This window comes from Ramlibacter pallidus, assembly GCF_015070875.1.
Lineage (GTDB): Bacteria > Pseudomonadota > Gammaproteobacteria > Burkholderiales > Burkholderiaceae_C > Ramlibacter > Ramlibacter pallidus.
Genome location: NZ_JADDIV010000006.1, coordinates 344,226 through 367,750 on the forward strand (window position 1 = coordinate 344,226; position 23,525 = coordinate 367,750).

22 protein-coding genes are annotated in these 23,525 nt (G+C 70.8%); 13 read left to right on the top strand and 9 right to left on the bottom strand.

The window, feature by feature from the left end; translation table 11 throughout:
• Positions 1–62: 62 nt before the first annotated feature.
• Positions 63–1,757 (bottom strand): long-chain fatty acid--CoA ligase, encoded by a 1,695-nt coding sequence (locus tag IM787_RS21230; RefSeq protein WP_193678716.1) that lies wholly within the window; start codon positions 1,755–1,757, stop codon positions 63–65.
• Between the two features lie 134 nt (positions 1,758–1,891).
• Between IM787_RS21230 and IM787_RS21235 the strand changes: the two genes are divergently transcribed.
• The 3 genes from IM787_RS21235 (at position 1,892) to IM787_RS21245 (ending at position 4,555) form a co-directional block, all read left to right on the top strand.
• Positions 1,892–2,854, top strand: coding sequence for a Bug family tripartite tricarboxylate transporter substrate binding protein (locus IM787_RS21235; protein ID WP_193678717.1), 963 nt, complete (start codon positions 1,892–1,894; stop codon positions 2,852–2,854).
• 62 nt (positions 2,855–2,916) lie between these two features.
• On the top strand, positions 2,917–3,894 hold the full coding sequence (locus IM787_RS21240; RefSeq protein ID WP_193678718.1) for a glycerophosphodiester phosphodiesterase: 978 nt from the start codon (positions 2,917–2,919) through the stop codon (positions 3,892–3,894).
• A gap of 7 nt (positions 3,895–3,901) precedes the next feature.
• Positions 3,902–4,555, top strand: coding sequence for a cation efflux transmembrane domain-containing protein (locus tag IM787_RS21245; protein WP_193678719.1), 654 nt, complete (start codon positions 3,902–3,904; stop codon positions 4,553–4,555).
• A gap of 13 nt (positions 4,556–4,568) precedes the next feature.
• Here IM787_RS21245 and IM787_RS21635 read toward each other — a convergent pair whose 3' ends face one another.
• A complete protein-coding gene (locus tag IM787_RS21635) occupies positions 4,569–4,865 on the bottom strand; it encodes a hypothetical protein (protein ID WP_227494539.1) in 297 nt (98 codons plus the stop codon).
• 169 nt (positions 4,866–5,034) lie between these two features.
• On the opposite strand from IM787_RS21635, the gene IM787_RS21255 reads away from it, so the two are divergent.
• The 5 genes from IM787_RS21255 to IM787_RS21275 all read left to right on the top strand — a co-directional run bounded on the left by IM787_RS21255 (position 5,035) and on the right by IM787_RS21275 (position 8,920).
• Entirely contained in the window at positions 5,035–5,391 is a 357-nt protein-coding gene (locus IM787_RS21255) for a hypothetical protein (protein ID WP_193678720.1), read from the top strand.
• A 112-nt stretch (positions 5,392–5,503) separates the two neighbouring features.
• Positions 5,504–6,073, top strand: coding sequence for a Spy/CpxP family protein refolding chaperone (locus IM787_RS21260; protein WP_193678721.1), 570 nt, complete (start codon positions 5,504–5,506; stop codon positions 6,071–6,073).
• Positions 6,070–6,546: a DUF411 domain-containing protein gene (locus tag IM787_RS21265; RefSeq protein WP_193678722.1), complete on the top strand. Its 477-nt coding sequence runs from the start codon at positions 6,070–6,072 to the stop codon at positions 6,544–6,546. Before IM787_RS21260 ends, IM787_RS21265 begins: the two co-directional genes overlap by 4 nt.
• 3 nt (positions 6,547–6,549) lie before the next feature.
• Positions 6,550–7,920: an SLC13 family permease gene (locus tag IM787_RS21270; RefSeq protein WP_227494540.1), complete on the top strand. Its 1,371-nt coding sequence runs from the start codon at positions 6,550–6,552 to the stop codon at positions 7,918–7,920.
• 25 nt (positions 7,921–7,945) lie between these two features.
• Entirely contained in the window at positions 7,946–8,920 is a 975-nt protein-coding gene (locus IM787_RS21275) for a P1 family peptidase (protein ID WP_193678723.1), read from the top strand.
• 7 nt (positions 8,921–8,927) lie between these two features.
• Here the strand turns inward: IM787_RS21275 and IM787_RS21280 are convergent, their stop codons facing one another.
• Entirely contained in the window at positions 8,928–9,797 is an 870-nt protein-coding gene (locus tag IM787_RS21280) for a transglycosylase SLT domain-containing protein (RefSeq protein ID WP_193678724.1), read from the bottom strand.
• Positions 9,798–10,017: 220 nt separating this feature from the next.
• Here IM787_RS21280 and IM787_RS21285 point away from each other — a divergent pair, with 220 nt between their 5' ends.
• From IM787_RS21285 to IM787_RS21295, 3 genes are read left to right on the top strand one after another with little or no spacing between them, the layout of a single operon-like run.
• Entirely contained in the window at positions 10,018–10,665 is a 648-nt protein-coding gene (locus IM787_RS21285) for a GntR family transcriptional regulator (protein ID WP_193678725.1), read from the top strand.
• 11 nt (positions 10,666–10,676) lie between these two features.
• A complete protein-coding gene (locus IM787_RS21290; protein WP_193678726.1) occupies positions 10,677–11,153 on the top strand; it encodes an OsmC family protein in 477 nt (158 codons plus the stop codon).
• A 4-nt stretch (positions 11,154–11,157) separates the two neighbouring features.
• Positions 11,158–11,490 (top strand): hypothetical protein, encoded by a 333-nt coding sequence (locus IM787_RS21295; RefSeq protein ID WP_193678727.1) that lies wholly within the window; start codon positions 11,158–11,160, stop codon positions 11,488–11,490.
• A gap of 16 nt (positions 11,491–11,506) precedes the next feature.
• Here the strand turns inward: IM787_RS21295 and IM787_RS21300 are convergent, their stop codons facing one another.
• The 3 genes from IM787_RS21300 to IM787_RS21310 all read right to left on the bottom strand — a co-directional run bounded on the left by IM787_RS21300 (position 11,507) and on the right by IM787_RS21310 (position 17,663).
• A complete protein-coding gene (locus IM787_RS21300) occupies positions 11,507–13,579 on the bottom strand; it encodes a DUF1631 family protein (RefSeq protein WP_193678728.1) in 2,073 nt (690 codons plus the stop codon).
• Positions 13,580–13,648: 69 nt separating this feature from the next.
• Positions 13,649–15,316 (bottom strand): energy-dependent translational throttle protein EttA, encoded by a 1,668-nt coding sequence (ettA, locus tag IM787_RS21305; protein ID WP_193678729.1) that lies wholly within the window; start codon positions 15,314–15,316, stop codon positions 13,649–13,651.
• 109 nt (positions 15,317–15,425) lie between these two features.
• Positions 15,426–17,663: a DUF1631 family protein gene (locus tag IM787_RS21310; RefSeq protein ID WP_193678730.1), complete on the bottom strand. Its 2,238-nt coding sequence runs from the start codon at positions 17,661–17,663 to the stop codon at positions 15,426–15,428.
• Between the two features lie 313 nt (positions 17,664–17,976).
• Here IM787_RS21310 and IM787_RS21315 point away from each other — a divergent pair, with 313 nt between their 5' ends.
• The gene (locus tag IM787_RS21315) at positions 17,977–19,731 is read left to right on the top strand and encodes a DEAD/DEAH box helicase (RefSeq protein ID WP_193678731.1); all 1,755 of its coding nucleotides are present in this window, start codon (positions 17,977–17,979) and stop codon (positions 19,729–19,731) included.
• 13 nt (positions 19,732–19,744) lie between these two features.
• Positions 19,745–20,407: an NAD(P)H-binding protein gene (locus tag IM787_RS21320; protein ID WP_227494541.1), complete on the top strand. Its 663-nt coding sequence runs from the start codon at positions 19,745–19,747 to the stop codon at positions 20,405–20,407.
• 7 nt (positions 20,408–20,414) lie between these two features.
• Here IM787_RS21320 and IM787_RS21325 read toward each other — a convergent pair whose 3' ends face one another.
• The 3 genes from IM787_RS21325 to IM787_RS21335 form a co-directional block, all read right to left on the bottom strand.
• Positions 20,415–21,605, bottom strand: coding sequence for a mandelate racemase/muconate lactonizing enzyme family protein (locus tag IM787_RS21325; protein ID WP_193678732.1), 1,191 nt, complete (start codon positions 21,603–21,605; stop codon positions 20,415–20,417).
• Between the two features lie 25 nt (positions 21,606–21,630).
• Entirely contained in the window at positions 21,631–22,404 is a 774-nt protein-coding gene (locus IM787_RS21330) for a transglutaminase-like domain-containing protein (RefSeq protein ID WP_193678733.1), read from the bottom strand.
• Between the two features lie 111 nt (positions 22,405–22,515).
• On the bottom strand, positions 22,516–23,523 hold the full coding sequence (locus IM787_RS21335) for a TRAP transporter substrate-binding protein (protein ID WP_193678734.1): 1,008 nt from the start codon (positions 23,521–23,523) through the stop codon (positions 22,516–22,518).
• Positions 23,524–23,525 lie beyond the last annotated feature (2 nt).

Genomic DNA, 23,525 nt, shown 5'->3' on the forward strand with positions numbered 1-23,525 from the left:
AAGGCTGCGCGACCGTGGCGTTGTAGGCCCTTTCCGACAGCCTTGTCCTCCGCCGCCCTTCGTCAGCCCCGGGGCTCGGCCTCCTGCAGGGCACGCCACATCACCTTCCCGCTGCCGCTCTTGGGCAGCGCGGCGGCGAACTCGACGATGCGCGGCACCTTGTAGACCGCCATGTTCTGCCGGCACCATTCCACGATGTCCTGCTCGCTCACCTTCCCCTGGTGGGAAGCCCGCAACACCACGACCGCCTTGACCGTCTCGCCCCGGTACGTGTCGCGCGCCGAGATCACGCAGGCTTCCTGGATGGCCGGGTGCCGGAACATCAGGGCCTCGACCTCGGCCGGCCAGACCTTGAAGCCCGAGGCGTTGATCATCCGCTTGAGCCGGTCGGTCATGAAGAAGTAGCCGTCCTCGTCCATGCGCCCGAGGTCGCCGGAGCGGAAGAAGCGCTTGCCGTCCAGCATGACGAAGGCTTCGGCCGTCGCATCCGGACGCTTCCAGTAACCGTCGAAGACCATCGGGCCGTGGATCAGGATCTCGCCGGACTCGCCCGGCGGCAGTTCACGCAGCGTTTCGGGGTCGACCACGCGCGCGTCGCAGCTGAGGAAAGGCACCCCCAGGCACTGCTGCTTGGGCGCATCCGGCGGGTTGGTGTGCGAGGGCGCCGCCGTCTCCGTCAGGCCGTAGCCTTCCACGTACCGCAGCTGGAAAAGGTCGTAGAGCCGCTGCGCCACGGCCTGCGGCATCGCCGCCCCGCCGCCGCCGATGTAGGCGAGGCTGGAGAGGTCGTAGCTGCCGAAGTTCGGGCTCCCGAGCAGGTCGATGACCATGGTCGGGATGTTGGTCCAGTTGGTGACCCGCCAGTTGGAGATCAGCCAGCCGGCCACGTCGCGGTCCCACCGCGGCATCATCACCAGCGTGGAGCCGGTGTAGATGTTCGAGTGCATCACGCTCACCATGCCGGTGATGTGGAACATCGGCACCACCAGCAGCGTGACGGCTTCCGGCGTGGCGTTGCCCCACAGGCTGCTCGCCATCGCGTTGTGCAGCAGGCTGCGGTGCGGGTGCATGCAGCCCTTCGGGTTGCCCGTCGTGCCGCTGGTGTACGGCAGCACGGCGAGGTCGGCCGGGCCCACTTCCACCGGCGGCAGCGGCAGGTCGTTGGCGAGCGCCTCGGTCCACGCGGTGACGCGGCCGCTCGCCAGTTCGGGCAGGGCATGCCGCGTCAGCAGCCACGGCTTCCAGGCCTCCGGCATCGGGCCCGCATCCGGGGCGGCGGGATCGAACGCATCGGTGAACTGCGTGACGACCAGGTGCGCGAGCCGCTGTTCCTGCGGCAGTTCGGCGTCGGCCCGGGCGATCTCGGCCGCGAGGTCCGCCGTGGTGATCGCCACCTTCGCGTCGGGGTCGACGATGTAGTGCTTGAGCTCCTCCGCCCGGTTCATCGGGTTGACGGGCACCACCACCGCATTGGCGCGCAGGATCGCGAAATGCGCGATGACCAGCTGCGGGCAGTTCTGCATGTCCAGCACCACCCGGTCGCCCTTGCGCACGCCCATTGCGTGCAGGCGCGCGGCCAGGCGCTCGGCCTGGCGCTGGAGTTCGGCATACGGGTAGCGGCGGCCGAAGAAGACGATGGCCGCCTTTTCGGGATAGCGGCGGGCGCTGATCGCCAGGTTGTCCCACAGCGAAGTGGCGGGCACGGTGAGCGAATGGGGCAGGCGCTTGGGCCAGGACTTGTGGTGCGGACGATCCATGGAAAAGGCGGGACTCCTGAGCCGGCCACCATAGCCAATGCCGGCAGCCGCCGCATGGGGGGAAGTCCCACGCGACGTCGCCCAGGCGACGTACAGCGCGCCGCTAAGATGGCCCGACCCAAGGAGGAGACCCCATGCGTTCGTGGAAGTTCGCCGCAGCCCTCGCGCTGGCGGCCTTTGCCGGCAGCGCGCTCGCCGCCTATCCCGACAAGCCCATCCGGCTCGTGATCGGCTTCCCCGCCGGCGGCCCGCTGGACCAGCATGCCCGCCTGCTGTCCGAGCGGCTGCAGGCCGTGCTCGGGCAGCCGGTCGTCATCGACTACAAGGCCGGGGCCGGCGGCACGGTCGGCGCGCAGGACGTGATGAAGGCGCCCGCCGACGGCTACACGCTGATGCTGGCCAACACCGGCGTGATGGTGATCAACCCGGCGCTCTACACGCGCCTGCCCTACCAGACGCTGCGCGACTTCACGCCGATCGCGCGCACCGCGATGCAGCCGCTCGCGCTGCTGGTGAACCCGCAGGTGCCGGTGCGCTCCCTGCCGGAGTTCGTGGCCTATGCCAAGGCACGGCCGGGCCAGGTGAACTACGGCTCGGCGGGCAACGGCGGCATCAGCCACCTGGTGCCCGAGATGTTCAAGAGCGCCACGGGCCTGTTCATGGTGCACATCCCGTACCGCGGCAGCGCGCCGGCGTTCACCGACCTGATGGGCGGCCAGGTGCAGTTCATGGCGGAATCGATCCCGCAGGCCGCGGCGTACCACAAGCAGGGGAAGGTGAAAGCGCTGGCGGTCACCAGCCGCGAACGCAACCCGGCCCTGCCCGACATCCCCACCGTCATGGAGACGGGCCTGCGCGATTTCGAAGTGGTGGGCTTCTACGGCTTCCTCGCCCCGGCGAACCTGCCGCGCGACGTCACCGCGAAGTTGAGCGACGCCTTCCGGCAGGTGCTCACCAGCCCGGAGATCCGCAACCGCATGATCGCGCAGGGCGCGGACCCGGCCTTCCTCGGGGCCGAGGACTTCGCGAAGTTCCTGGCCGCGGAGATGCCGCGCTGGGCCGATGCCGTGAAGAAATCGGGCGCGAAGCTCGATTGAACCGGCACCGGGCAGCAGCCCTGCGCGGGCCGGGCCTCCCGGCCCCACGGCAGAATGGCCGCATGCACAGTGCCTTCCGCCGCGTCCTGCCCGCCCTGCTGGCGGCCTTCGCCTCGGTCTCCACCTTCGCGTTCGACCTGCAGGGCCACCGCGGCGCCCGCGGCCTGGCGCCGGAAAACACGCTCCCCGCGTTCGAGCGCGCGCTGGACCTCGGTGTCACCACGCTCGAACTGGACATCGGCCTCACGGCGGACGGCGTCGTCGTGGTGTCGCACGACCCGGCACTGAACCCGGCGATCACGCGCGACGCCTCGGGGCGCTGGCTGTCCGTACCGGGGCCGCTGCTGAAGTCCCTGACCGCGGCGCAACTGCAGGCCTACGACGTGGGCCGCATCGCGCCGGAGTCGCCCTATGCCCGCACCTTCGCCACGCAGCAGCCGCGCGACGGCACGCGGATCCCGGCGCTGGCCGAGGTCTTCGCGCTGGTGCGCGGGCGCGGAGCCCCGGTGCGCTTCAACATCGAGACCAAGCTCTCGCCGCGCCAGCCCGATGACACGGCCTCGGTCGAAGCGATGACGGATGCCCTGCTGGCCGCCATCCGCGCGGCCGGCGTGGCGGACCGCGTGACGATCCAGAGCTTTGACTGGCGCACCCTGCAGCGCGTGCAGCAACTGCAGCCCGGTCTGCCGACGTCCTACCTGACCATCCAGACCGCGAACACGAACAACGTGAACGACCCCGCCTGGACGGCCGGCCTGCTGCTGTCGGACCACGGCGGCAGCGTGCCGCGCCTGGTGAAGGCGGCCGGCGGTGCCGCGTGGGCCCCGAACGGCGGCGCCCTGACCGAGGCGCTGGTCAGGGAAGCGCAGGCGCTGGGGCTGAAGGTGACGCCCTGGACCATCAATGCACCGTCCGACATGGAGCGCCTCCTCTCCTGGGGCGTCGACGGCATCATCACCGACTATCCCGACCGGCTGCGCGAGGTGATGCAGCGCCGCGGGATGCCGCTTCCACCCCCGGCACCGGCGCGGGAACGCTGAGACCACCATGGGCCTGCACCACCACCACGCCGGCGACGGCCACGGCCACGACCACGACCACGGGGCCTTGCCCGACGGCCCGGTGCCACCCGGCTACGCGCGCGTGTTGTGGATCGCCCTGGTCGTCAACGCGCTCATGTTCCTGGTCGAAGTCGCGGCCGGCGTCGCCGCCGGTTCGGTGTCGCTGCTGGCCGACGCGATCGATTTCGCCGGCGATGCGGGCAACTACGCGCTCTCGCTCGCCGTCCTGAGCCTGGGGCTGGTGGCACGGGCGCGCGCGGCCCTGTTCAAGGCCGCCTGCATGCTGCTGTTCGGCGTGCTGGTGCTGGCGCGCGCCGGCTGGTCGGCGCTCGCCGGCGACGTGCCCGAGCCGCTGACGATGGGCATCGTGGGCGTGCTCGCGCTCGTGGCCAACGTCGCCGTGGCGGCCTTGCTGTACGCCTACCGGGAAGGCGATGCGAACATGCGCAGCGTGTGGCTGTGCACGCGCAACGACGCGATCGGCAACCTGGCGGTGCTGCTGGCGGCGGTGGGGGTGTTCGGGACGGGGACCCGCTGGCCGGACCTGCTGGTCGCGGCGGTCATGGCGGGCCTTGCGCTCTCCGCCGGCCTGGCCGTGTTGCGGCAGGCGCGGCGGGAGCTCGCGACCGGGAGCGCGTAGCGCCCGGCGCTCCTTAGCGCAGGATGCGGGAGATGATGAAGCCGGCGGCGAAGGCGGCGCCCAGCGCGGCCAGCGGGTTGGCGCGCACCTGCTCGCGGGCCATGTCGCCGTACTCCTGCTGCATGCTCATGACGCGCTCGCTGCTGGAGCCGATCTTCTGCTCCAGCGAGTCGACGGCTTCGTGCAGGCTCTGGGCCATGCGGCGGACGCGGTTGGCATCGCCGTTGAGGCCGCTGCCGTTGGCGCCGCTGGTGCCGGACGTCTCGGCGCTGGTGGGGAAGGGGTTCTGGGACGACGTTTCGGCGTTCATGGTGGTTCCTCTCTCGGCGGGGTCGTGGTGGGGAAGATGCCGGCGCATGCCGGCGGAACGCCCACTGTAGGAAGCCCAGCGATTCGGCCCTGTCGGAGAATCCATTGGATCGGCTGTAGGACTTGTCCTTCCTCAAACCGGGGACGGAGGCCGCGCTTATCATCCGCCCATGCACCGCTGGCTGCTCGTCGTCCTGGTCCTGCTGCTGCCCCTGCGCGGCCTGGCGGGCGGCGTCCTGGCCGGCCAGATGCTGGAGCAGCACCTGGCCGTGGCGGGCACGGCGGCAGCCGTCCATGCCGCTCCATCCGACTGCGAAGGGCACCGCGCCGCGCCGGCAGACGAAGGTGCCCCAGCGACGCCCGACACCGGGAGCTGCGCCAGCTGCCAGGTGTGTTCGGCGGCCGCGCTCGCGCCCACCGTGGACCTGCTCGCCGGGCCGCCGCTGCGCCAGGGCGCACCCGAACGCGAGGTGCACGGCCATGCCAGCACCGAGCCCGAACTCGCCTTCAAGCCGCCGCGCGCCTGACTTCCAGGCCCGAAATCCGTCCGGGTGGCCCGACCTCCCGGACGCCCGTCCCGGCAAGGGATCCCTGCCGCCACGACGTCGTGCGCAGGCAGGTCCGTCGAAGGAAAACGCAATGAACATCCGATCCACCCTCCTCGCCGCCGCGCTCGTCGCGACCGGCGCATCCGCGCAGCACGGCGGCCATGGCGCCCACGCCGCGCATGCCGCCCCCGCGTCCCCCTATGCCGGCCTGCAGTCGCGCGAGATCAAGGCGCTGTCGGCGGAAGAAGCGCAAGGCCTGCGCGAAGGCCACGGCCTGCGCTACGCGCTGGCCGCCGAACTCAACGGCTATCCCGGTCCGCTGCACGTGCTGGAGCACGCGGAGGCGCTGCGACTCTCGCCCGGGCAACGAACCGCGACCGAGGCGCTGATGCGGGCGCACCGCGGCGAAGCCCGCGAACTCGGCGCCCGCGCGATCGAAGCGGAGCGCCGGCTCGACCAGGCTTTCGCGCAGCGCACCGTCGACGCGGCGTCCCTCGCGCAGTTGACCGGCCAGATCGGCGAGCTGCAGGCGCAACTGCGCGCCGCCCACCTGCGCACGCACCTGCAGCAGACCGCCCTGCTCACCCCGCAGCAGGTCGCGCGCTACCAGCAGCTGCGCGGCTACGATGCCCCTGACGCCCCCCGGAAGCAACAACCATGAACCTCCTCCAGAACCGGCGCCACCTGCTCCTGGCCGCCGCCGCATGGCCGTTCGCCGCGCTCGCGCAGAAGGCCGCACCCGCGGTCCTCGTCGAAGTGTGGAAGGACCCCAACTGCGGCTGCTGCGGTGACTGGGTCCGGCACCTGCAGGCGGAGGGCTTCGCCGTGAAGCTGAACGACACCGGCAACAACGCGATGCGGGCCAGGCTGGGCATCCCGCCCAAGCTCGGGTCGTGCCACACCGCCCTGGTGGGCGGCTATGCGATCGAGGGGCACGTGCCGGCACGCGAGATCCGCCGCCTGCTCCGGGAAAAGCCGCAGGCCGTCGGGCTCGCGGTGCCCGGCATGCCGGTGGGCTCGCCCGGGATGGACGGGCCGGCGTACGGCAACCGCCGGGACCCCTACGACGTGCTGCTGGTCGCCCGCTCCGGCGAGCCGCGGGTCTACGCTTCGTACCACGCGGCGCAGAAGTAGGCCTTGGCGCACGCACCGGGCGCGGCCGGCGACAGGCAGCACATCCGCCTGCCGTGGCTGGCCGCGTCGCTGGCGGCGGCAGCCCTCGCGTGGTGGGCCGCGCCCGCGGACGCCCCGGTGCGCGCCGGCCTGGCCATCTTCACGCTGGCCGCCGCGCTCTGGCTGACGCAGGCGCTGCCGCTCGCGGCGACGGCGCTGCTGGTGCCGCTGCTCGCGGTGCTCACCGGCATCCAGGCCCCCGCGCCGGCACTGGCGCCCTTCGCGAGCCCCATCCTCTTCCTGTTCCTCGGCGGCTTCGCGCTGGCCGCCGCCCTGCAGCAGCACGGGCTGGCGCAGGCGCTCGCTTCCCGCGTGCTGCAGATGGCGGGCGGGCGGCGGGCGCGCGCCGTGGTGCTGCTGGCGGGCTTCACCGCGCTGGCCTCGATGTGGATGAGCAACACGGCCGCGGCGGCGTTGATGCTGCCGCTGGCCCTGGCGCTGCTGGACGGGCAGGACGAGGCTCCCGGTCCCGGCGAGCAGGCGTTCACGCTGCTGGCGCTCACCTACAGCTGCGCCCTCGGCGGCATGGCCTCGCTGGTCAGCACGCCGCCCAATGCGATGGCGTCCGCCCACGCCGGCCTCTCCTTCGGCGCCTGGTTCGCGCGTGCCGCCCCCGTGGCGCTGCTGCTCTGGACGGGCATGCTGCTGGTCCTGTACCTGTCGCTGCGGCCGCGGCTGGCCGGCCGCATCGCCGTCGCGCCCGCGCCCTGGCGTTGGGACCGCGCGCGGATCGCGACGGCCCTCATCTTCGTGGCCACGGTCACCGGCTGGGCCGGTGGCGCCACGCTGGGCCGGCTGCTCGGCATCGCGAGCGACACCAGCGCGCTGGTCGGCATCGCCGCGGTCGTCGCGCTGCTCGCCACCGGCGCGCTGGACTGGCGCGCGCTCGAGCGCCAGGTGCAATGGGGCGTGCTGGTGCTGTTCGGCGGCGGCCTGGCGCTGAGCAGCGTGATGGATGCCAGCGGCGCCAGCGCCTTCCTCGTGCAACGCCTGCTGGCGCTGCTGGCGGGCGCTCCGCCCACGCTGCTGCTGCTGGGCGTCGTCGCCTTCATCGTCCTCCTGAGCGAGCTCATGAGCAACACGGCGAGCGCCGCCCTGGCGCTGCCGCTGTTCATGCCGATGGCGCCGGCGCTGGGCCTCGCGCCCGAGGCGATGGCGATGGCGATCGCACTGGCCGCTTCGTGCGGCTTCATGCTGCCGGTGGCCACGCCGCCCAACGCGATGGTGTTCGGCACCGGCCGCGTGCCGCAGCGGATGATGATGCGCGCGGGCTGGAAGCTGGACCTGCTGTGCATCGCCGGCATCACCGCGGCGGCGCGCTGGGCCTGGGCCTGAACCGGCGGGCCGCACATAATCGGCCATGACCTCCTCCATCACCGACGTGGCCGGCATCGAGGTGGGCCACTTCACCGACGCCCGCCGTCCGACGGGCTGCACCGTGGTGCTGGCCCGCGGCAGCGCCGTCGCGGGCGTCGACGTGCGCGGTGCCGCCCCGGGCACGCGCGAGACCGACCTCCTCGCCCCGCAGAACGTGGTGGAACGCGTGCATGCCGTGCTGCTCTCGGGCGGCAGCGCCTGGGGCCTGGATGCCGCCGGCGGCGTGATGCGCTGGCTGGAGGAACAGGGCATCGGCATCGACGTGGGTCCGGCCCGCATCCCGATCGTGCCCGCCGCGGTGCTGTTCGACCTGCCGCTGGGCGACCAGCGCGTCCGCCCCGACGCGGCGGCCGGCTATGCGGCGTGCCAGGCAGCGTCGCGCAGTGCACCGGCCGAGGGCTGCATCGGCGCCGGCGCGGGCGCCGTGGTCGGCAAGATCTTCGGTTTCCACCGCGCGATGAAGGGCGGCATCGGGACCGCGTCGGTCACCGCCGGCGGCGTGACCGTCGGTGCGCTCATCGCCTGCAACGCGCTGGGCGACGTGGTCGACCCGGACACCGGCCGCGTGATCGCCGGAGCCCGCACGGAGGACGGCCTGCACTTGCTGGACTCGCGGCGTGCGCTGCTGCGCGGCGATGCACCCAGGCCCATGCTGGCCGGCAGCAACACCACCATCGGCGTGATCGCCACCGACGCCGTGCTGACCAAGGTGCAGGCCAGCCGGCTCGCGACGGTGGGGCACGACGGGCTGGCGCGCTCCATCAACCCGGTGCACACCCTCTCCGACGGCGATGCGCTGTTCGCGCTGGCCACCGGCGCGAGCGGCCGGACGCCGGGGATGATGACGCTGGCCGCGATGGCCGCGGAGGCCTGCGCGCTGGCGGTGGTGCGGGCGGTGCGCGCGGCCCGCGGCGTGCGCATCGGCGAGCTGCACCTGCCCGCCGCGGGAGAGATCTAGCCGGCGCTCAGCTGCCGCTGTCCGGCAGCGAGACGGTCATGACGCCGGGCTGGTTCATGCGGCGCTTGAGCTGCGCGAGCTGCGCCTCCAGCTCCGCGGCCTCGCGCGCGCCGACGCGCGCATTGGCGATGTGGCGGCGCGTTTCCACCGGCAGCTTGGCGGTGTTCATGCCGTTCCAGGTGTTGCGGCCCTTGGTGGACAGGTTGTAGTAGATCGAGACGCCTTCGCGCAGCTTCTGCGCATGCTGCTCGGGCGTGAGCTTCAGGCCGGCGATGCGGCGCGCGCTCCATCGGGCGGCGTCCTTCAGGTGCAGCGCGGCGGCGTGCACCGCCTGCACCGGGTCCAGCGGGTCCGTCAGGCCCACGGCCTTCGCGGTGGCGGGCTCGAACTGCGCGATGCCGAGGTTGGGCGTGCCGTCCTTGCTGGAACCCATGCGCGGGATCCACGAGGTCTCCGCGTTGATGATGCCGTAGACGTCGTGGTAGCTCAGCCCCACTTCCTGCAGGCCGGCCTTCTCGGCGGCCGATTGCGCCAGCAGGATGCGGGAGGTCGGGTCGGGCGTCTTCAGCACCGTGCCGGCGTAGCGCACGGGCAGCCAGCGCATCTGCGAACGCAGCTGCTCGTAATGGTCGTGCTTGAAGCCGAGCGGCGAGGCGGGCGTCGGCGTGCCGAAGGCGATCTTCGGCACCTTCAGCTCCAGGCCCGCGATCTGCGCGGCGACTTCCGCCACCTTGCCGGCCTGCACCCGCTGGGCCAGCGTGTCGGACGTCGGCGCAGGCGTGGTCCCCATGGATCCGGTGAGGCCGACGCCGAGCATGCCGGCGAGCATCAGCACGTTGTGCACGGAGGTCACTTGCGAAGCCAGGCGCTCTTTCATTCCTCGGGTCCCTGCGTGAGTTGCGACAAGTACGGTCGGAGGGGCCGTGTCGGAGAAAGTTCGTGCTGTTACAGCGTCTCGTCCTACATGGCGTGTAGGCGTGAAAAACTCATGGGTTTGAAGGCACCCGCGCTGCTGCAGAGGCATGCGCAACGGCGTGTGTTGCGCGCAAGCCATAGGTTGCTTGTGGGTCAGATTGTATACACGTATAACTCAGCCGATGCCCGCCTCTTCCATTGCCCGGACCACTTCCTCCGCCGTGACGCAGCTGCTGAGGCAGTCGCTCGACCACGGCCGCTGGGCCGCGGGCGCGCCGCTGAGGCAGGAGGAGATCGCCGCCGAACTCGGCGTCAGCCGCGTGCCCGTGCGCGAAGCCCTGTTCCAGCTGCAGGCCGAGGGCCTGCTGGAGATGGTCCCGAACAAGGGCATGTACGTGCGCACGGTCAGCCCCGCGGACCTGCGCGAACTGTTCCGGCTGCGCTGGCTCATCGAGGCCGACGTGCTGGCCGAGGCGGTGCCGCTGCACGACGCGTCCAGCATCAACCGGGTCGAAACGATCCAGGCCGCCCTGGACAAGGCGCATTCGGTGGCGGACTGGCTGGCAGGCGACCGCGAGTTCCATGAGGCGCTCTACGCGCCCGCGCAGCGCCCGGAGTCCATGGTGATCGTGCGGCGGCTGCGCTACCTGGTGGACCGCTTCTACTTCACGCGGCTGAAGCCTTCCACCCGCGCCCAGGGCTGGCACCAGGAACATCACGCGTTGATCCGGGCGCTGCGCAAGCGCGATGCGAAGGCCGCGAGCCGCGTCCTGCAGGAGCACCTCGCGGCCACCGAGCGCAGCGCGCTCGCCGCGCTGCGCCCGGCCTGAAGGAGGAAGGTATGGCGAACTACGCCTGCAACATCGAATGGTCCCGCGGCGACGCCGCCTTCACGGACGGCAAGTACAGCCGCGCACACCGCTGGCGCTTCGACGGCGGCACCGTCGTGCCGGCGTCCAGCTCGCCGCACTCCGTGCGGCTGCCCTACTCGGATGCGGCCGCGGTCGATCCCGAGGAAGCATTGGTGGCGGCCGTGTCCAGCTGCCACATGCTGTGGTTCCTCTCGCTGGCCGCCGGCGCCGGCTTCGTGGTCGACCGCTACACGGACGACGCCGAGGGCCGCATGGGGCGCTTCGCCGACGGCCACCGGGGCATCACCGAAGTCCTGTTGCGGCCCCAGGTCGTGCTGCGCGGCGCGCGGGTGCCGGACGACGCGGCCATCGCCCACCTGCACCACGAAGCGCACGCGCACTGCGACCTGGCGCATTCGATCCGCGGCGAGGTGAAGGTCGAAGGCGGCTGGCGCCACCTGCCCTGAGGCCATGCCCCGCAAGCCGCGCCTGCACTACCACGTGTACGTCGTGGAACTCGGCGATGCGGTGTGGAACAGCGCGCGCTTCCGCCGCTGCAACCCGGACTACCGGCTCGGCATGCCCTTCGTCTACGTCGGCATGACGGGCCTGGACCCCGACGTCCGGTTCGACCGCCACAAGGCGGGTATCCAGGCCAACCCCTACGTGCAGCAGCACGGCGTGCGGCTGCGTCCGGACCTCTATGCGGTCTACAACCCGATGCCGTACCACGCGGCCGTGGAGATGGAAGTGGAGCTGGGGATCGCCCTGCGCGAGAAGGGCTTCGGCGTCTGGCAGGCGTAGCCGCCGCGGCGCAGCCCTACGCGGTGCCGCTGTTGCGCCAGGCGGCGTGCGCCACCGCGTCCAGCGCGCCGTCGACGACGGGATGCGACGACACCAGGCGCAGCGCGCCCTGCTGCAGCGTGTGGTGCAGCTTGCGGCGCGTCATCGAGCGGGTGGCACCGCTTGCGTGCGTGAACATGAACAGCAGGCCGTGCGGGCTGGCCCAGGTGAGCTGCCAGCGCTCCCAGCCGTCGGAGAGCAGGTCGACGTAGGCGCCGACGGCCAGCTCCTGCGGCGGCAGGGCGTCCGGCTCCGCCGCCGTCGACGCCAGCTGCACGCCCGCATCGGGCACGAAGCCCGACTCGTGCATCTCCAGCGGCGCCAGCCAAGTGTCGACACGCTCGGGTGCGGGCTCGGGACCGGCCGCGCGCAAGGCCGTGCCCGTCGCGACCGACATCGCCAGGTCGCGCAGCGCCGCCAGCAGGTTCTGCCAGCGCTGCGTGTCGGCCGGCAGGTGGTCGATGCTCGCCAGGCCCTCGTGGATGCGGTTGCGCAGCGTCTGCTGGTGGCCCGCCACGCGCGCCGTCAGCGCGGGCTGCACGCTCCACAACACGGTCTGCACCACCCAGCCATAGCCGCCGGGATCCTCCGAGCCGCTGCCGTCCACCAGCCTTGCCTGCGCCATCACCTGCGACCAGGGCCCGGTGAGGAAGGCGAGCGCCTCGGGCGGCGCGCCGGCGGCGTCGGGCCGCTCCAGGACCTTCCGCGCGAGTTCGCCGGCCAGCAGGTTGCGCTGCTCCGCGCGCAGGAGCGCGCGCACCGCGCGTTCGCGGTTGCGGCGGCCACGCGGCTGCGCCTCGTCCCACGCCTCCTCCAGGGCCGCCAGCGCGATCTCGAAGGTCTCGGGGCCGCTGGCCCGCGTGTCCAGCAGCGCTTCCGTGGCCTCCTGCAAGGCCCCCATGAAGGTCTGGAAGGCAGGATCTTCGGCCGACGTCCAGGCCAGGCTGCGTTGCGTCAGCTGTTCCAGCAGCTGGCGCGCCGGATGCTCGCGGTCGCTGAAGAAGCGCGGGTCGACCAGCGCCAGCCGCAGCAGCGGCGGCTCGAGGTCGCGCACGACCTCGCGCACCTGGGGCAGCAGGCGCTCGTCGGCAGCCAGGTTGTCCATCATCAGCTGCACGACTTCGACGGCGAGGGCCTGCGCGGGCTTCCTCGCCTCCTGCCGCAAGGCGTCGCGGAAGGCCACCAGGCTGTCCTGCTCCCGCCCCGGCATCGCCGCCTGCCGTTGCCGCAGCTGGAGCATCAGCTGGTCGACCTTGCGCATGTCCTGCACCATCTCCAGCGCCGCCGGCACCGTGTGCTGGAAGTCGCTCTCGTCGAAGACGATCAAGGCTTCGCCGGCGCCCTCGCCCGGCTCGCCGGCGAGCAGCTTCTGCAGCTCGCGGATGGTGAGCTGCGTGGCGCGGTCACGTGCCTCCTGCGCGACCTCCGCGGGCACCAGGGCCGTTTCCGCCGGCGCGATCCGCTTCGCCACGACGGCGTACGACTGCAGCAGGTCCGGCGCCATCAGGGGCGGCAGGTGGCGCAGCCAGCGGCGGCGCACCGACGACGACAGCGGGCTTTGCCGCGCGAGCCGGTAGACGGCGCGCACGTACACCTCGGGCCGCAAGGGATGGCGCTGCGCGGCGCCGCGCGGCGTGAGCTGGGCGGCGGCGAGCGCGGCTTCCAGTTCCGCCAGCCGCGGCTGCACCGCCTCCTCGAGCGCGCGGGCGGCGCGCACCAGGTCGGCGTTCTCCTGCACCTGCTCATCCCCCAGCAGCGACAGCGCGTCGAAGTTCAGCGCCGCGCTGCGCTCGCCGGCGATCGCATGCGCGAACTCGGCCAGCAGCGCCTGCGGGAAGGCATCGGTCAGCGCCTGCTGCCGCTCCTTCAGGACCGCCAGCGCCTCCAGCAGCACGCCGCGCTCGATGACGTCGTCCATGCGCGCCGCCGTGTCCGGCCATTCGCGCAGCGCGCGCACGAGCGTGGCCTGCATCAGGGCCGCCCCCTGCATGGCGGCTTCCTTGATGCTGGCGCGGTACAGCGACTGGTACTGTGGTTGCTGCACGCCCATGTGGCGGCCCCCTCGGACGGTGTGGGTCCGGCGTCCGCGGGACGCCGGATTGCGCGCTCTACCGCGCTGTCATTTCAGCGCTTTATAGCGCACCCGGTGCGGCCGTGCACCTTCCTCGCCGAGGCGGCGTCGCTTGTCCGCCTCGTACTCCTGGTAGTTGCCGTCGAAGAACACCCACTTGGCTTCGTCCTCCGCCGCGAGGATGTGCGTGGCGATGCGATCGAGGAACCAGCGGTCGTGGCTGATCACCATCACGCTGCCCGCGAACTCCAGCAGCGCGTCTTCCAGCGCGCGCAGGGTTTCGACGTCCAGGTCGTTCGAGGGTTCGTCCAGCAGCAGCACGTTGCCGCCCTGCAGCAGGGTCTTGGCCAGGTGCAGCCGCCCGCGTTCGCCGCCGGAGAGCATGCCCACCTTCTTCTGCTGGTCGCCGCCGTTGAAGTTGAAGCGGCCGCAGTAGGCGCGGCTGGCCATGGTGAACTTGCCGATCTGGATCATGTCCAGGCCGCCCGAGATGTCCTCCCAGACGGTCTTGTCGTTGGCCAGGTCGTCGCGGTGCTGGTCGACGAAGGCCATCTGCACCGTCTTGCCGATCTTCACTTCGCCGGAGTCCGGCTTCTCCCTGCCGGAGATCATCTTGAACAGCGTGGACTTGCCCGCGCCATTGGGGCCGATGATGCCCACGATGGCGCCGGCCGGCACCTTGAAGCTCAGGTCGTCGATGAGGACCCGGTCGCCGAAGGACTTGCTGACGTTGACGAACTCGATGACCTCGTGGCCCAGGCGTTCGCCGACCGGGATGAAGATCTCGTTGGTCTCGTTGCGCCGCTGGTATTCGTAGTCGGACAGTTCCTCGAAGCGGGCCAGGCGCGCCTTGCTCTTGGCCTGGCGGCCCTTCGGGTTCTGGCGGGCCCACTCCAGTTCCTTCTTCATGGCCTTGGTGCGGGCGTCCTCGGTGCGCTGCTCCTGCTCCAGGCGCGCTTCCTTCTGCTCCAGCCAGGTGGAGTAGTTGCCCTTGTAGGGGATGCCGCGGCCGCGGTCCAGTTCCAGGATCCACTCGGCGGCGTTGTCCAGGAAGTAGCGGTCGTGGGTGATGCCCACCACGGTGCCCGAGAAACGCGCCAGGAACTGTTCCAGCCACTCGACGGACTCGGCGTCCAGGTGGTTGGTGGGTTCGTCCAGCAGCAGCATGTCGGGCTTGGACAGCAGCAGGCGGCACAGGGCCACGCGGCGCTTCTCGCCGCCCGAGAGGTTCTTGATCACGGCTTCCCACGGCGGCAGGCGCAGCGCGTCGGCCGCGATCTCCAGCAGGTGTTCCCCGCCGCTTTCCGCGCCGGCGGCGGCGATGATCGCCTCCAGCTTCTGCTGCTCCTCCGACAGCTTGTCGAAGTCGGCGTCGGGCTCGGCGTAGGCCGCGTAGACCTCCTCGAGCCGCGCCTTGGCCTGGTTGACCTCGCCCATGCCGCCCTCGACGGCCTCGCGCACCGTCTGTTCGGGATCGAGCTGCGGCTCCTGCGGCAGGTATCCGATCTTCAGGCCCGGCATCGGGATGGCCTCGCCCTCGATCTCGGTGTCGAGGCCGGCCATGATCTTGAGCAGCGTGGACTTGCCCGAGCCGTTCAGGCCCAGCACGCCGATCTTCGCGCCCGGGAAGAAGCTGAGCGAAATGTCCTTCAGGATCTGCCGCTTCGGCGGCACGATCTTGCCGACGCGGTTCATGGTGTAGACGTACTGGGCCATAGGATTTTTCTGCGGGAAACCGCCGATTATCCCGGATGACGAAATTCCGGCGGGAAAGTGCGGTCGGGGTGACGCGAATTGTCACCCCGCCAGGCAGGGCCGGAGGACCTCAGTCCTTCTTCACCACGCTGTTCTTCAGCGCCTCCTGCGCGACGTGGTCCAGCGCCTCGTCGAGGACCGGGCGGTCGGCGATCACGCGCAGGGTGTCGGACGCGCGCAGCTTGTCCAGGGTGCGGCGCGACATCGAATGGGCCGTCCCGCCCACGGACGTGAACATGAAGAGCGTCGCGTGCGGGCTCGACCAGGTCAGCTGCGCCCGCACCCACTCGCCCTTGATCTGGATCTCGACCCAGGTGCCGACCTTGAGTTCGGCGTCGCGCAATGCCGGCGCGGGCTCCTGCAGGTTCAGGTCCGGGGCGGCGGCCAGCTCCTGCTCCGCCTCCAGCGCCTCCTGCTGCGCGGCTTCGGCGGAAGCCACGTGCTCGGTGTCCGTCTCGAGGCCGGGGAAGTCCACGTAGCCGGACTCCTGCACCTCCACGCCGTCGAGCCACATCTCCACGGCACTGTCGCTGAACTTCGATTCCTCTTCCCAGGCCGCATCGGCGGCGGTCTGCGTGGCGGCGTCGCGGCCTTCCTGTACCGCCGCCTTGTGCAGCGTGATGAGGTGGTCGAAGAAGCGCTGCGTGAGCTCCGGCGGATAGCCAATGCCTTGCAGGCCGGCGCGCATGCGCTGCAGCAGGCCGGGGATCATCTGCACGAGGCGCCGGGCGCGTCCGCGCTGGGCGGACGTCTTCTGAACGCTCCACACCAGGTCGTCGACCAGGGCGCGGTAGCCGTGCGGGTCGGAGGAGCCGTCCTCGCAACTGAGTTGCGCCTCGGCGACCACCTGGGCCCAGGCATTGCGCAGGAAGTCGTGCACGAAGTCGGCGACGTCCAGGCCCTGCAGCATGCCCGTGAAATCGGCGGCGAGCTTCTGCGCCAGCAGGTTGCGCTGCTCGGCGTGCAGCAGCGCCTTCGCCGCTTCCTCGCGCTTCTGCCTGGCGCCCTGGTCCTGCTCGCCCCACTGCGCCTGCAGGTGGTCCAGCAGTTCACCGAAGGTCTCGGCGTCCACCACCTTGGACTCCAGCCACTTGGAGGCGGATTCCACCGACGCCATGAAGCGCGCGAATCCCGGATCGGCGTCCGAGGTGAACGCCAGGCTGCGCTGGGTGATCCGGTCCAGCACCAAGCGGGCCGGGTGGGTGCGGTCGCTGAAGAAGCGCGAGTCTTCCTTGGCCAGGCGGTGCACCGCCGGCTCCATCAGCTTCAGCTGGCGCTTCACCGAGGGCAGCAGCCGGCGGTCTTCGGCCAGGTGGTCGAACATCATGCCGACGACTTCCTCGCCGAGCTGCTGGCCGATGCGGCCGGGCGCCGCCGTCGGCTCCTTGCCCACGTCCGCCAGCATGTCCACCGGCTGCACCGGGGCCGGCGCGGCCTTGGGCCTCTGTTCCAGCCGCTTGACCAGTTCATCGGCCTTCTTCAGCTCGTTCAGCAGCGACATCGACGCCGGCACCGTGTGCAGGAATTCGGGCTTGCGCGGCTGGTCCAGGTCGCCGGTGAGCAGCTTGCGCAGCCGGTCGAGCGTGAGCAGGGTCTTCGACGCCGTGTCCGTCACCGGCTTGCCGCCGGCCCCCGTGACCTTGTTGATGCGGCCCCCCAGCGGAACGGCCGGTTCGACACCGGTGGAGCGCAGCCAGTCGGACAGCTCCCGATAGAGCTTGCGCAGGTTCACCCCGAGCAGGCCCGCGGCGGGCGTGATCAGCACTTCGCGCACCTGCGAGTCCGGCACGTGCTGCGCCAGCGCGTGCTGCAGGGATCGCACGAACACGTCCGGCCGCAACGGGTTGAGCCCCGGCTGGATCGTGCGCCAGCCCAGCATGGTGCTGATCAGCGCATCGGCGGCGGGCAGCGTGTCGTCCACCGCCAGGGCGACCTCCTGCTGCGCACGGGCCAGTTCGATGCTCTGGTCGAGCTGGGCGTCCTCGAACAGCTGCAGGTCCTCGAAGCGCAGCGTCTCGGCGTTCGTCTGGTCCTTGCCGCCGCCTTCGTAGACCAGGCGGGTCAGTTCGGCCACGAACGAGTCGGTGACGTCGCCCGCGCTCTCCTGCAGCCGGATGATCGCCTCCCGCACGGGCGGCGCCTGGAAGGCGGCCACCTTGCGCGTACCCGTGGCAAGGGCCGCCTTCTCCAGCCCTTCGAGCACCTGGGCCATCAGGGGCTCGGCCTGTTGCAGCATGGCCTCCATGCAATCACCGAGCGACGGCTGCAGGGCCGCGGGGTCGTCGGCGACCCCCAGGCGGAGCTTCATGGACTTGGACATATGGTCGACAGATTATGGTTGAGGCCACCCGGGTCGACACTTTTTGGCAGGACGGGTGACACTTTGTGCACGACAGCCGGTGCGCGGGCGCAACGGGCGGCCCGGGCAGGCCCCGCGGAACCGTGCGACAATGCCCTTTCTCGCGGCCTCCAGTTGCCTGCGAGCTCAGCGTTCCGCTGGGGACGAAGCAGGCTTTTCGCCCGCCGGCTCCCGAACTTAACCTCATCTGCCTTGACTGGATCCGGCCCGCGTGGCCCGGAACGGCCGATGCCCCAGCGCCCGGGAGGCGCTTCACTGCTCAATGACTTTTGACGAACTGAACCTCGCACCGGCCATCCTCAAGGCTGTCCGCGAAGAAGGCTACGAAACCCCCACCCCGATCCAGGCCCAGGCGATCCCCGCCGTGCTCGACGGCCACGATCTCCTCGCCGGCGCCCAGACCGGCACCGGCAAGACGGCGGCGTTCACGCTGCCCATGCTGCACAAGCTGACCCACGGGCAGAGCAAGACCAACAAGTTCGGCAAGGACGGCATCGCCGCCCTGGTGCTCACGCCCACGCGTGAACTCGCCGCGCAGGTGGAAGAGTCCATCCGGACCTACGGCAAGTACCTGCCCCTGACTTCCGCCGTGATCTTCGGCGGCGTCGGCATGAACCCCCAGATCGACCGCATCCGCAAGGGCGTCGACATCCTGGTCGCGACGCCCGGCCGCCTGCTGGACCTGCAGCAGCAGGGCCACCTGGACCTGTCCACGGTGGAGATCCTCGTGCTCGACGAGGCCGACCGCATGCTGGACATGGGCTTCCTGCCGGACGTGAAGAAGGTGCTGGCGCTGGTGCCGAAGGAAAAGCAGAGCCTGCTGTTCTCCGCCACCTTCAGCGACGAGATCCGCGAGCTGGCCCACACGCTGCTGAAGAATCCGCAGAGCATCCAGGTCACCCCGCGCAACACCACCGTCCAGCGCATCACGCAGGTGGTGCACCCGGTCGGCCGCGGCAAGAAGAAGGAGCTGCTGGCGCACGTGATCCAGGAACACGACTGGTCGCAGGTGCTGGTGTTCACGCGCACCAAGTTCGGCGCCAACAACGTTGCCGAATTCCTGAACAAGAAGGGCATCACCGCGATGGCCCTGCACGGCAACAAGAGCCAGACCGCGCGCACGCAGGCCCTGGCCGGGTTCAAGAGCGGCGAGATCCGCGCGCTGGTGGCGACCGACATCGCGGCCCGCGGCATCGACATCGACGAACTGCCGCACGTGGTGAACTACGAGATCCCCAACGTGCCGGAAGACTACGTGCACCGCATCGGCCGCACCGGCCGCGCGGGCAACGACGGCGCCGCCGTCAGCCTGGTCTGCCTGGACGAGGAAGGCTTCATGCAGGAGATCGAGCGCTTCACCAAGCAGCAGATCGCCGTGCAGGTGGTCGAGGGCTTCGGGCCCGAACCCGGCGAGCAGGCCGAGCCGATCGCCATGGGCCGCCAAGTGCTGTGGGGCGGCAAGGGCCGCCCGCCCTCGCGCGAAGTGCTCAACGCCGCGGCCAAGGCGGCACGCAGCGAGATGATGCAGCGCATCCGCGAGAACAAGGACAAGAACGGCGGCCAGCCGCGCGGCGGCGCCGGCCGTGGCGGCAACGGCGCCGGCCGCAGCGCCAATGGCAACGGCGCGGGCCGCAACGCCGGCGGCAACGGCCAGCGCAGCGAAAACCAGGGCCAGCAGGCACGCAACGGCAACGGCGGCCGCGGCCGTCCGCAGCAGCCGGGCCAGCGTCCGCCGAACAACGGCCAGGGCGCGCGTCCGCCGCAGCAACAGGCGCGCGACGTGCGCCCGGAGCGCGACGAGGACGGTGAAGACCGCATGCCGCGCAACGTGGACCCGTTGCGCACCAACCTGCCCGGCCGCCGCGACATGACCGGCGTCAAGCGCGTCAGCCCGAACGGCCAGCCGGATCCCACCCGCACCAGCATCGACAGCATGGGCGCGAGCCGCCGTGGTGGTGGTGGTGGCGGCGGCGGCAACCGCCGCGGCGGCAACCCTGCCCGCAACTACGGCCGCTGAGTCCGTCCCTGCCATGGAGCGGCCCGCCCTGCCCCCCCGCACCGCCCTCGTGGCGGGCGCGACGGGCCTGGTGGGCCGCGAGATCCTGCAGGGCCTGCTGGCCGACGAGGGCGTGGCGACGGTGCACGTGCTCGCGCGCCGCGCGCCGGACCTGCGCCACCCCAAGCTGGTCGTCCATCTCGTCGACTTCACGCGCCTGCCGGCACTTCCGGCGCTGGACGAGGCCTACCTGGCCCTCGGCACCACCATCAAGGTCGCCGGCAGCCAGCCGGCCTTCCGCGCGGTCGACCTCGACGCGAACCTCGCCGTCGCTCGCGCGGCCCGGGCCGCCGGCGCGACGCGCCTCGGCGTGGTCAGCGCGATGGGCGCGGACTCGCAGTCCGCCATCTTCTACAACCGCGTGAAGGGCGAGCTCGAGAAGGCGGTCGACGGCCTCGGCTACGAAGGCGTCGTGATCGCGCGCCCGTCGTTCCTGCTGGGCGATCGCCAGTCGCTCGGCCAGCCGGAGCGCACGGGCGAGAAGATCGCCGCCGGCGTGGGCCGCTGGATCGGCCATGTCCTGCCCGCGAACCTGCGTCCGATCCGGGCGGCGGACGTCGCGCGCGCGCTGCTGCGCACCGTGCCGCAAGCGAAGGCCGCGCAGGTGCTGCTGTCGGGCGACATGCAGCCTGCGTAGCGCGTGCCTACGAGGCGCGCACCATCGCGTCCTTGCGCTTCCAGAGCTCCGGCAGCAGTTCGATCCCCAGCCCCGGCTGGTCGCCCAGGCTGACCATCCCCTGCTCCACCTTCGGCAGCCCGGTCACCAGTTCGCGGTACCAGCCCGTGTAGAACGCACGCACGCTCTCCTGCACCAGCGCGTTGGGCGCGTGCAGCGACAGGTGCGTGGACGCGGCCCAGACGACGGGCCCCGTGCAGTCGTGCGGCGCCACCGGCAGCTGCCAGGCGTCCGCCATCGCCGCGATCTTGCGCGCTTCGGTCAGGCCGCCGCACCAGCTCAGGTCCAGCATCGCGACGCCGGCCACGCCCGTCTGCAGGTAGTCCTTGAAGCCCCACTTGTAGCTGAGGGTCTCGCTGGCGCAGACCATCGCCCGGCAGTCTTCGGCATACGCCTTGAGCAGGTCGAGGCTGTCGATGCGGATCGGGTCCTCGTGCCAGAAGGTGTCGAACTCCTGCAATGCGCGCGCGATGCGCCGCGCCATCGGCAGCCGCCACAGGCTGTGGAACTCCACCATGATGTCCATGCGGGAGCCGGCGGCCGAGCGGATCTTGCGGAAGGGCTCGAGCGCCGCGTCGAGGTCCTGCGCGCTGATGTACTGGCCGTGGCTGCGCTCGGCCGCCACGTCGAAGGGCCAGATCTTCATCGCCGTGATGCCCTCTTCCAGCAGCGACTGCGCCAGTTCGTCGGCGTGGTGCAGGAAACCCTCGAGGTCCTCGTAGGGTCCCTGCGCGTTGCCCAGCCCCCAGTTCGACGACGCCTGGTTGCGGTTGCTGCGCACGTAGCGGTAGCCGGCGCAGGTGTTGTAGACGCGGATCGCGTCGCGGCTCTTGCCGCCCAGCGCGGTGTGCAGCGGCATGCCCGCGGCCTGCCCGAACAGGTCCCACAGCGCGATGTCGACGGCGGAGTTGCCGCGCGTCTCGGCCCCGGAGCCGCGCCACCCGAGATAGCCGGTCAGGTCGCGCGCCCGGGCCTCGATGGCCAGCGGGTCCTGGCCGACCAGCCGCGGCGCGGCCCATTCGTGCAGGTAGGCCTCGACGGCTTCGGCGCCCATGAAGGTCTCGCCGAGGCCGACGAGACCTTCGTCGGTGTGCACGCGCACCCACAGGATGTTGGGAAACTCCCCGAGCCGGAGGGTTTCGAGCTGGCGGATCTTCATGCCGGATGCGCCGGCCGCGCCGGCTTCAGGAGGTCTTGTGGAAGGGCAGTTCGCCGCCCGCGCGGGAGTCGCGCAGCTTGCGCCAGGCGCGGTCCATCAGCGGCGCGAGCAGGTTCCAGTGCAGCAGGCGGCCGAAGCTCGCGTGCAGCCTGCCCAGCGTGCTGCGGGTGGCGAAATGCAGCGGGTCGTGGAAGACGCCCAGGTCCTCGAGCACCATCAGGTCGCATTCCGTGGGCACGCCGCCCAGGAAGGCGCTCTCGTAGCCGTTCCAGACCATGGCGCCGTTGACGTGGATGCCGTAGCCCCATTCCCAGCCGAGGTCCTTCAGGCGCTGGCGCGCCGCGGCCATGCACTCGCCGTCGTAGATGAAGGTGTCGGTCCGCAGCCACTGGTCCTGCAGCCAGATCTCCAGCACCGGACGCACGGCTTCGCGCATGCGCCCCGGGATGCCGCGCAGGATCTCGCCGCCGAGGTTCAGGAACCGGACACGGGACGGCAGGCCGGCCATGCGCAGCATGGCCACCAGCAGCGTCGCCTTGTCGAAGGCGTCGCCGTGGCCGGCGTCGTAGACCTGGCGCGCCGTGGGCGCGCCGAACTTCATGCGCGTGCGCAGCGGCAGGCGCTTGACATAGCCGTAGATCGACAGCGCCTTCTCCCTGTCGTTCTTGCACAACTGGGTGAGGGCATGGACCCGCAGCCGCAGCTTCGGGTCTTCCATGTCGAACAGGGGGGAGCGTCCGAGCCAGTAGCGCGGATGGTCGGCCTCCGGGAACGGCGTCGCTGGTGACGACTGGGCCACGGGAACTACCTCTCTCCAACGTTGACCCGGCTTTCTGCTGCACGCCGGGAATGTTAGAAATTGTAGCTGCCATGACCGAGCAGCGCACCAGGAATATGGCTTAAGCCCTTGTCAGCCGCCCCGGGCCTTCTTCAGCGCGTCCAGGACGATGTTCACCGGTTCGGAGCCGATGGTCGGCACGTTCTTGTCGTAGACCGGCTTGACCTTGTCGAACATGCGGCGCTGCTCCGCGGGGGTGATCTCGTTGACCTGCATGCCCTTGGAGCGCAGGCTGGCCAGCGACTTCTCGTTCAGCTGCCGGTTGGCGACGCGCTGCACCTTCTGGCCCTCGATCGCGGCTTCGCGCAGCACGGCCTGCTCCTGCGGGCTCAGGCCGTCCCACAGCTTCTTGGAATAGAGGATCAGGAAGGGCGTGTAGGCGTGGCGCGTGACCGACAGGTACTTCTGCACCTCGTTGAACTTGGAGGTCTCGATCGTGACGAAGGGGTTCTCCTGGCCGTCGATGGTCTTGGTCTCCAGCGCCGTGAACACTTCCGGGAAGGCCATCGGCACGGCGTTGGTGCCCAGCGTGCGGAACGTGTCCAGGAAGATGTTGTTCTGCATCACGCGCAGCTTGATGCCGTCGAAGTCCTCGACCTTCGCGACCGGCTTCTTGCTGTTGGTCAGGTTGCGGAAGCCGTTCTCCCAGTAGGCCAGGTTCACGAGGCCCGCTTCTTCCAGCTTCTTGTTGAAGTAGACGCCGGCCGGGCCGTCCAGGACCGCGTCGGCTTCCTTCTCGTTGGCGAACAGGAAGGGCAGGTCGAACACGCCCAGTTCCTTGACGATGCCCACCAGCGGGGAGGAGGAGGTGCACACCATCTCCTGCGTGCCGGCGCGCAGCGCCTGCGTGGCCTGCAGGTCGTTGCCGGCGGCGCCGCCCCAGAAGGCGTTGATCTTCATCTTGCCGCCGGTCTTGGCGGCCAGCACTTCCTGCATCTTCTTCACGCCCACGCCCACCGGGTGGTCTTCGTTCACGCCGTTGGTGAACTTGATGGTGCGCTCCTGGAACTGCGCGAAGGCAGGGGCAGCCGCCAGCAGGGCGCCGGCGACGAGGGTGACGAGCGTGCGTCGCTTCAACATGG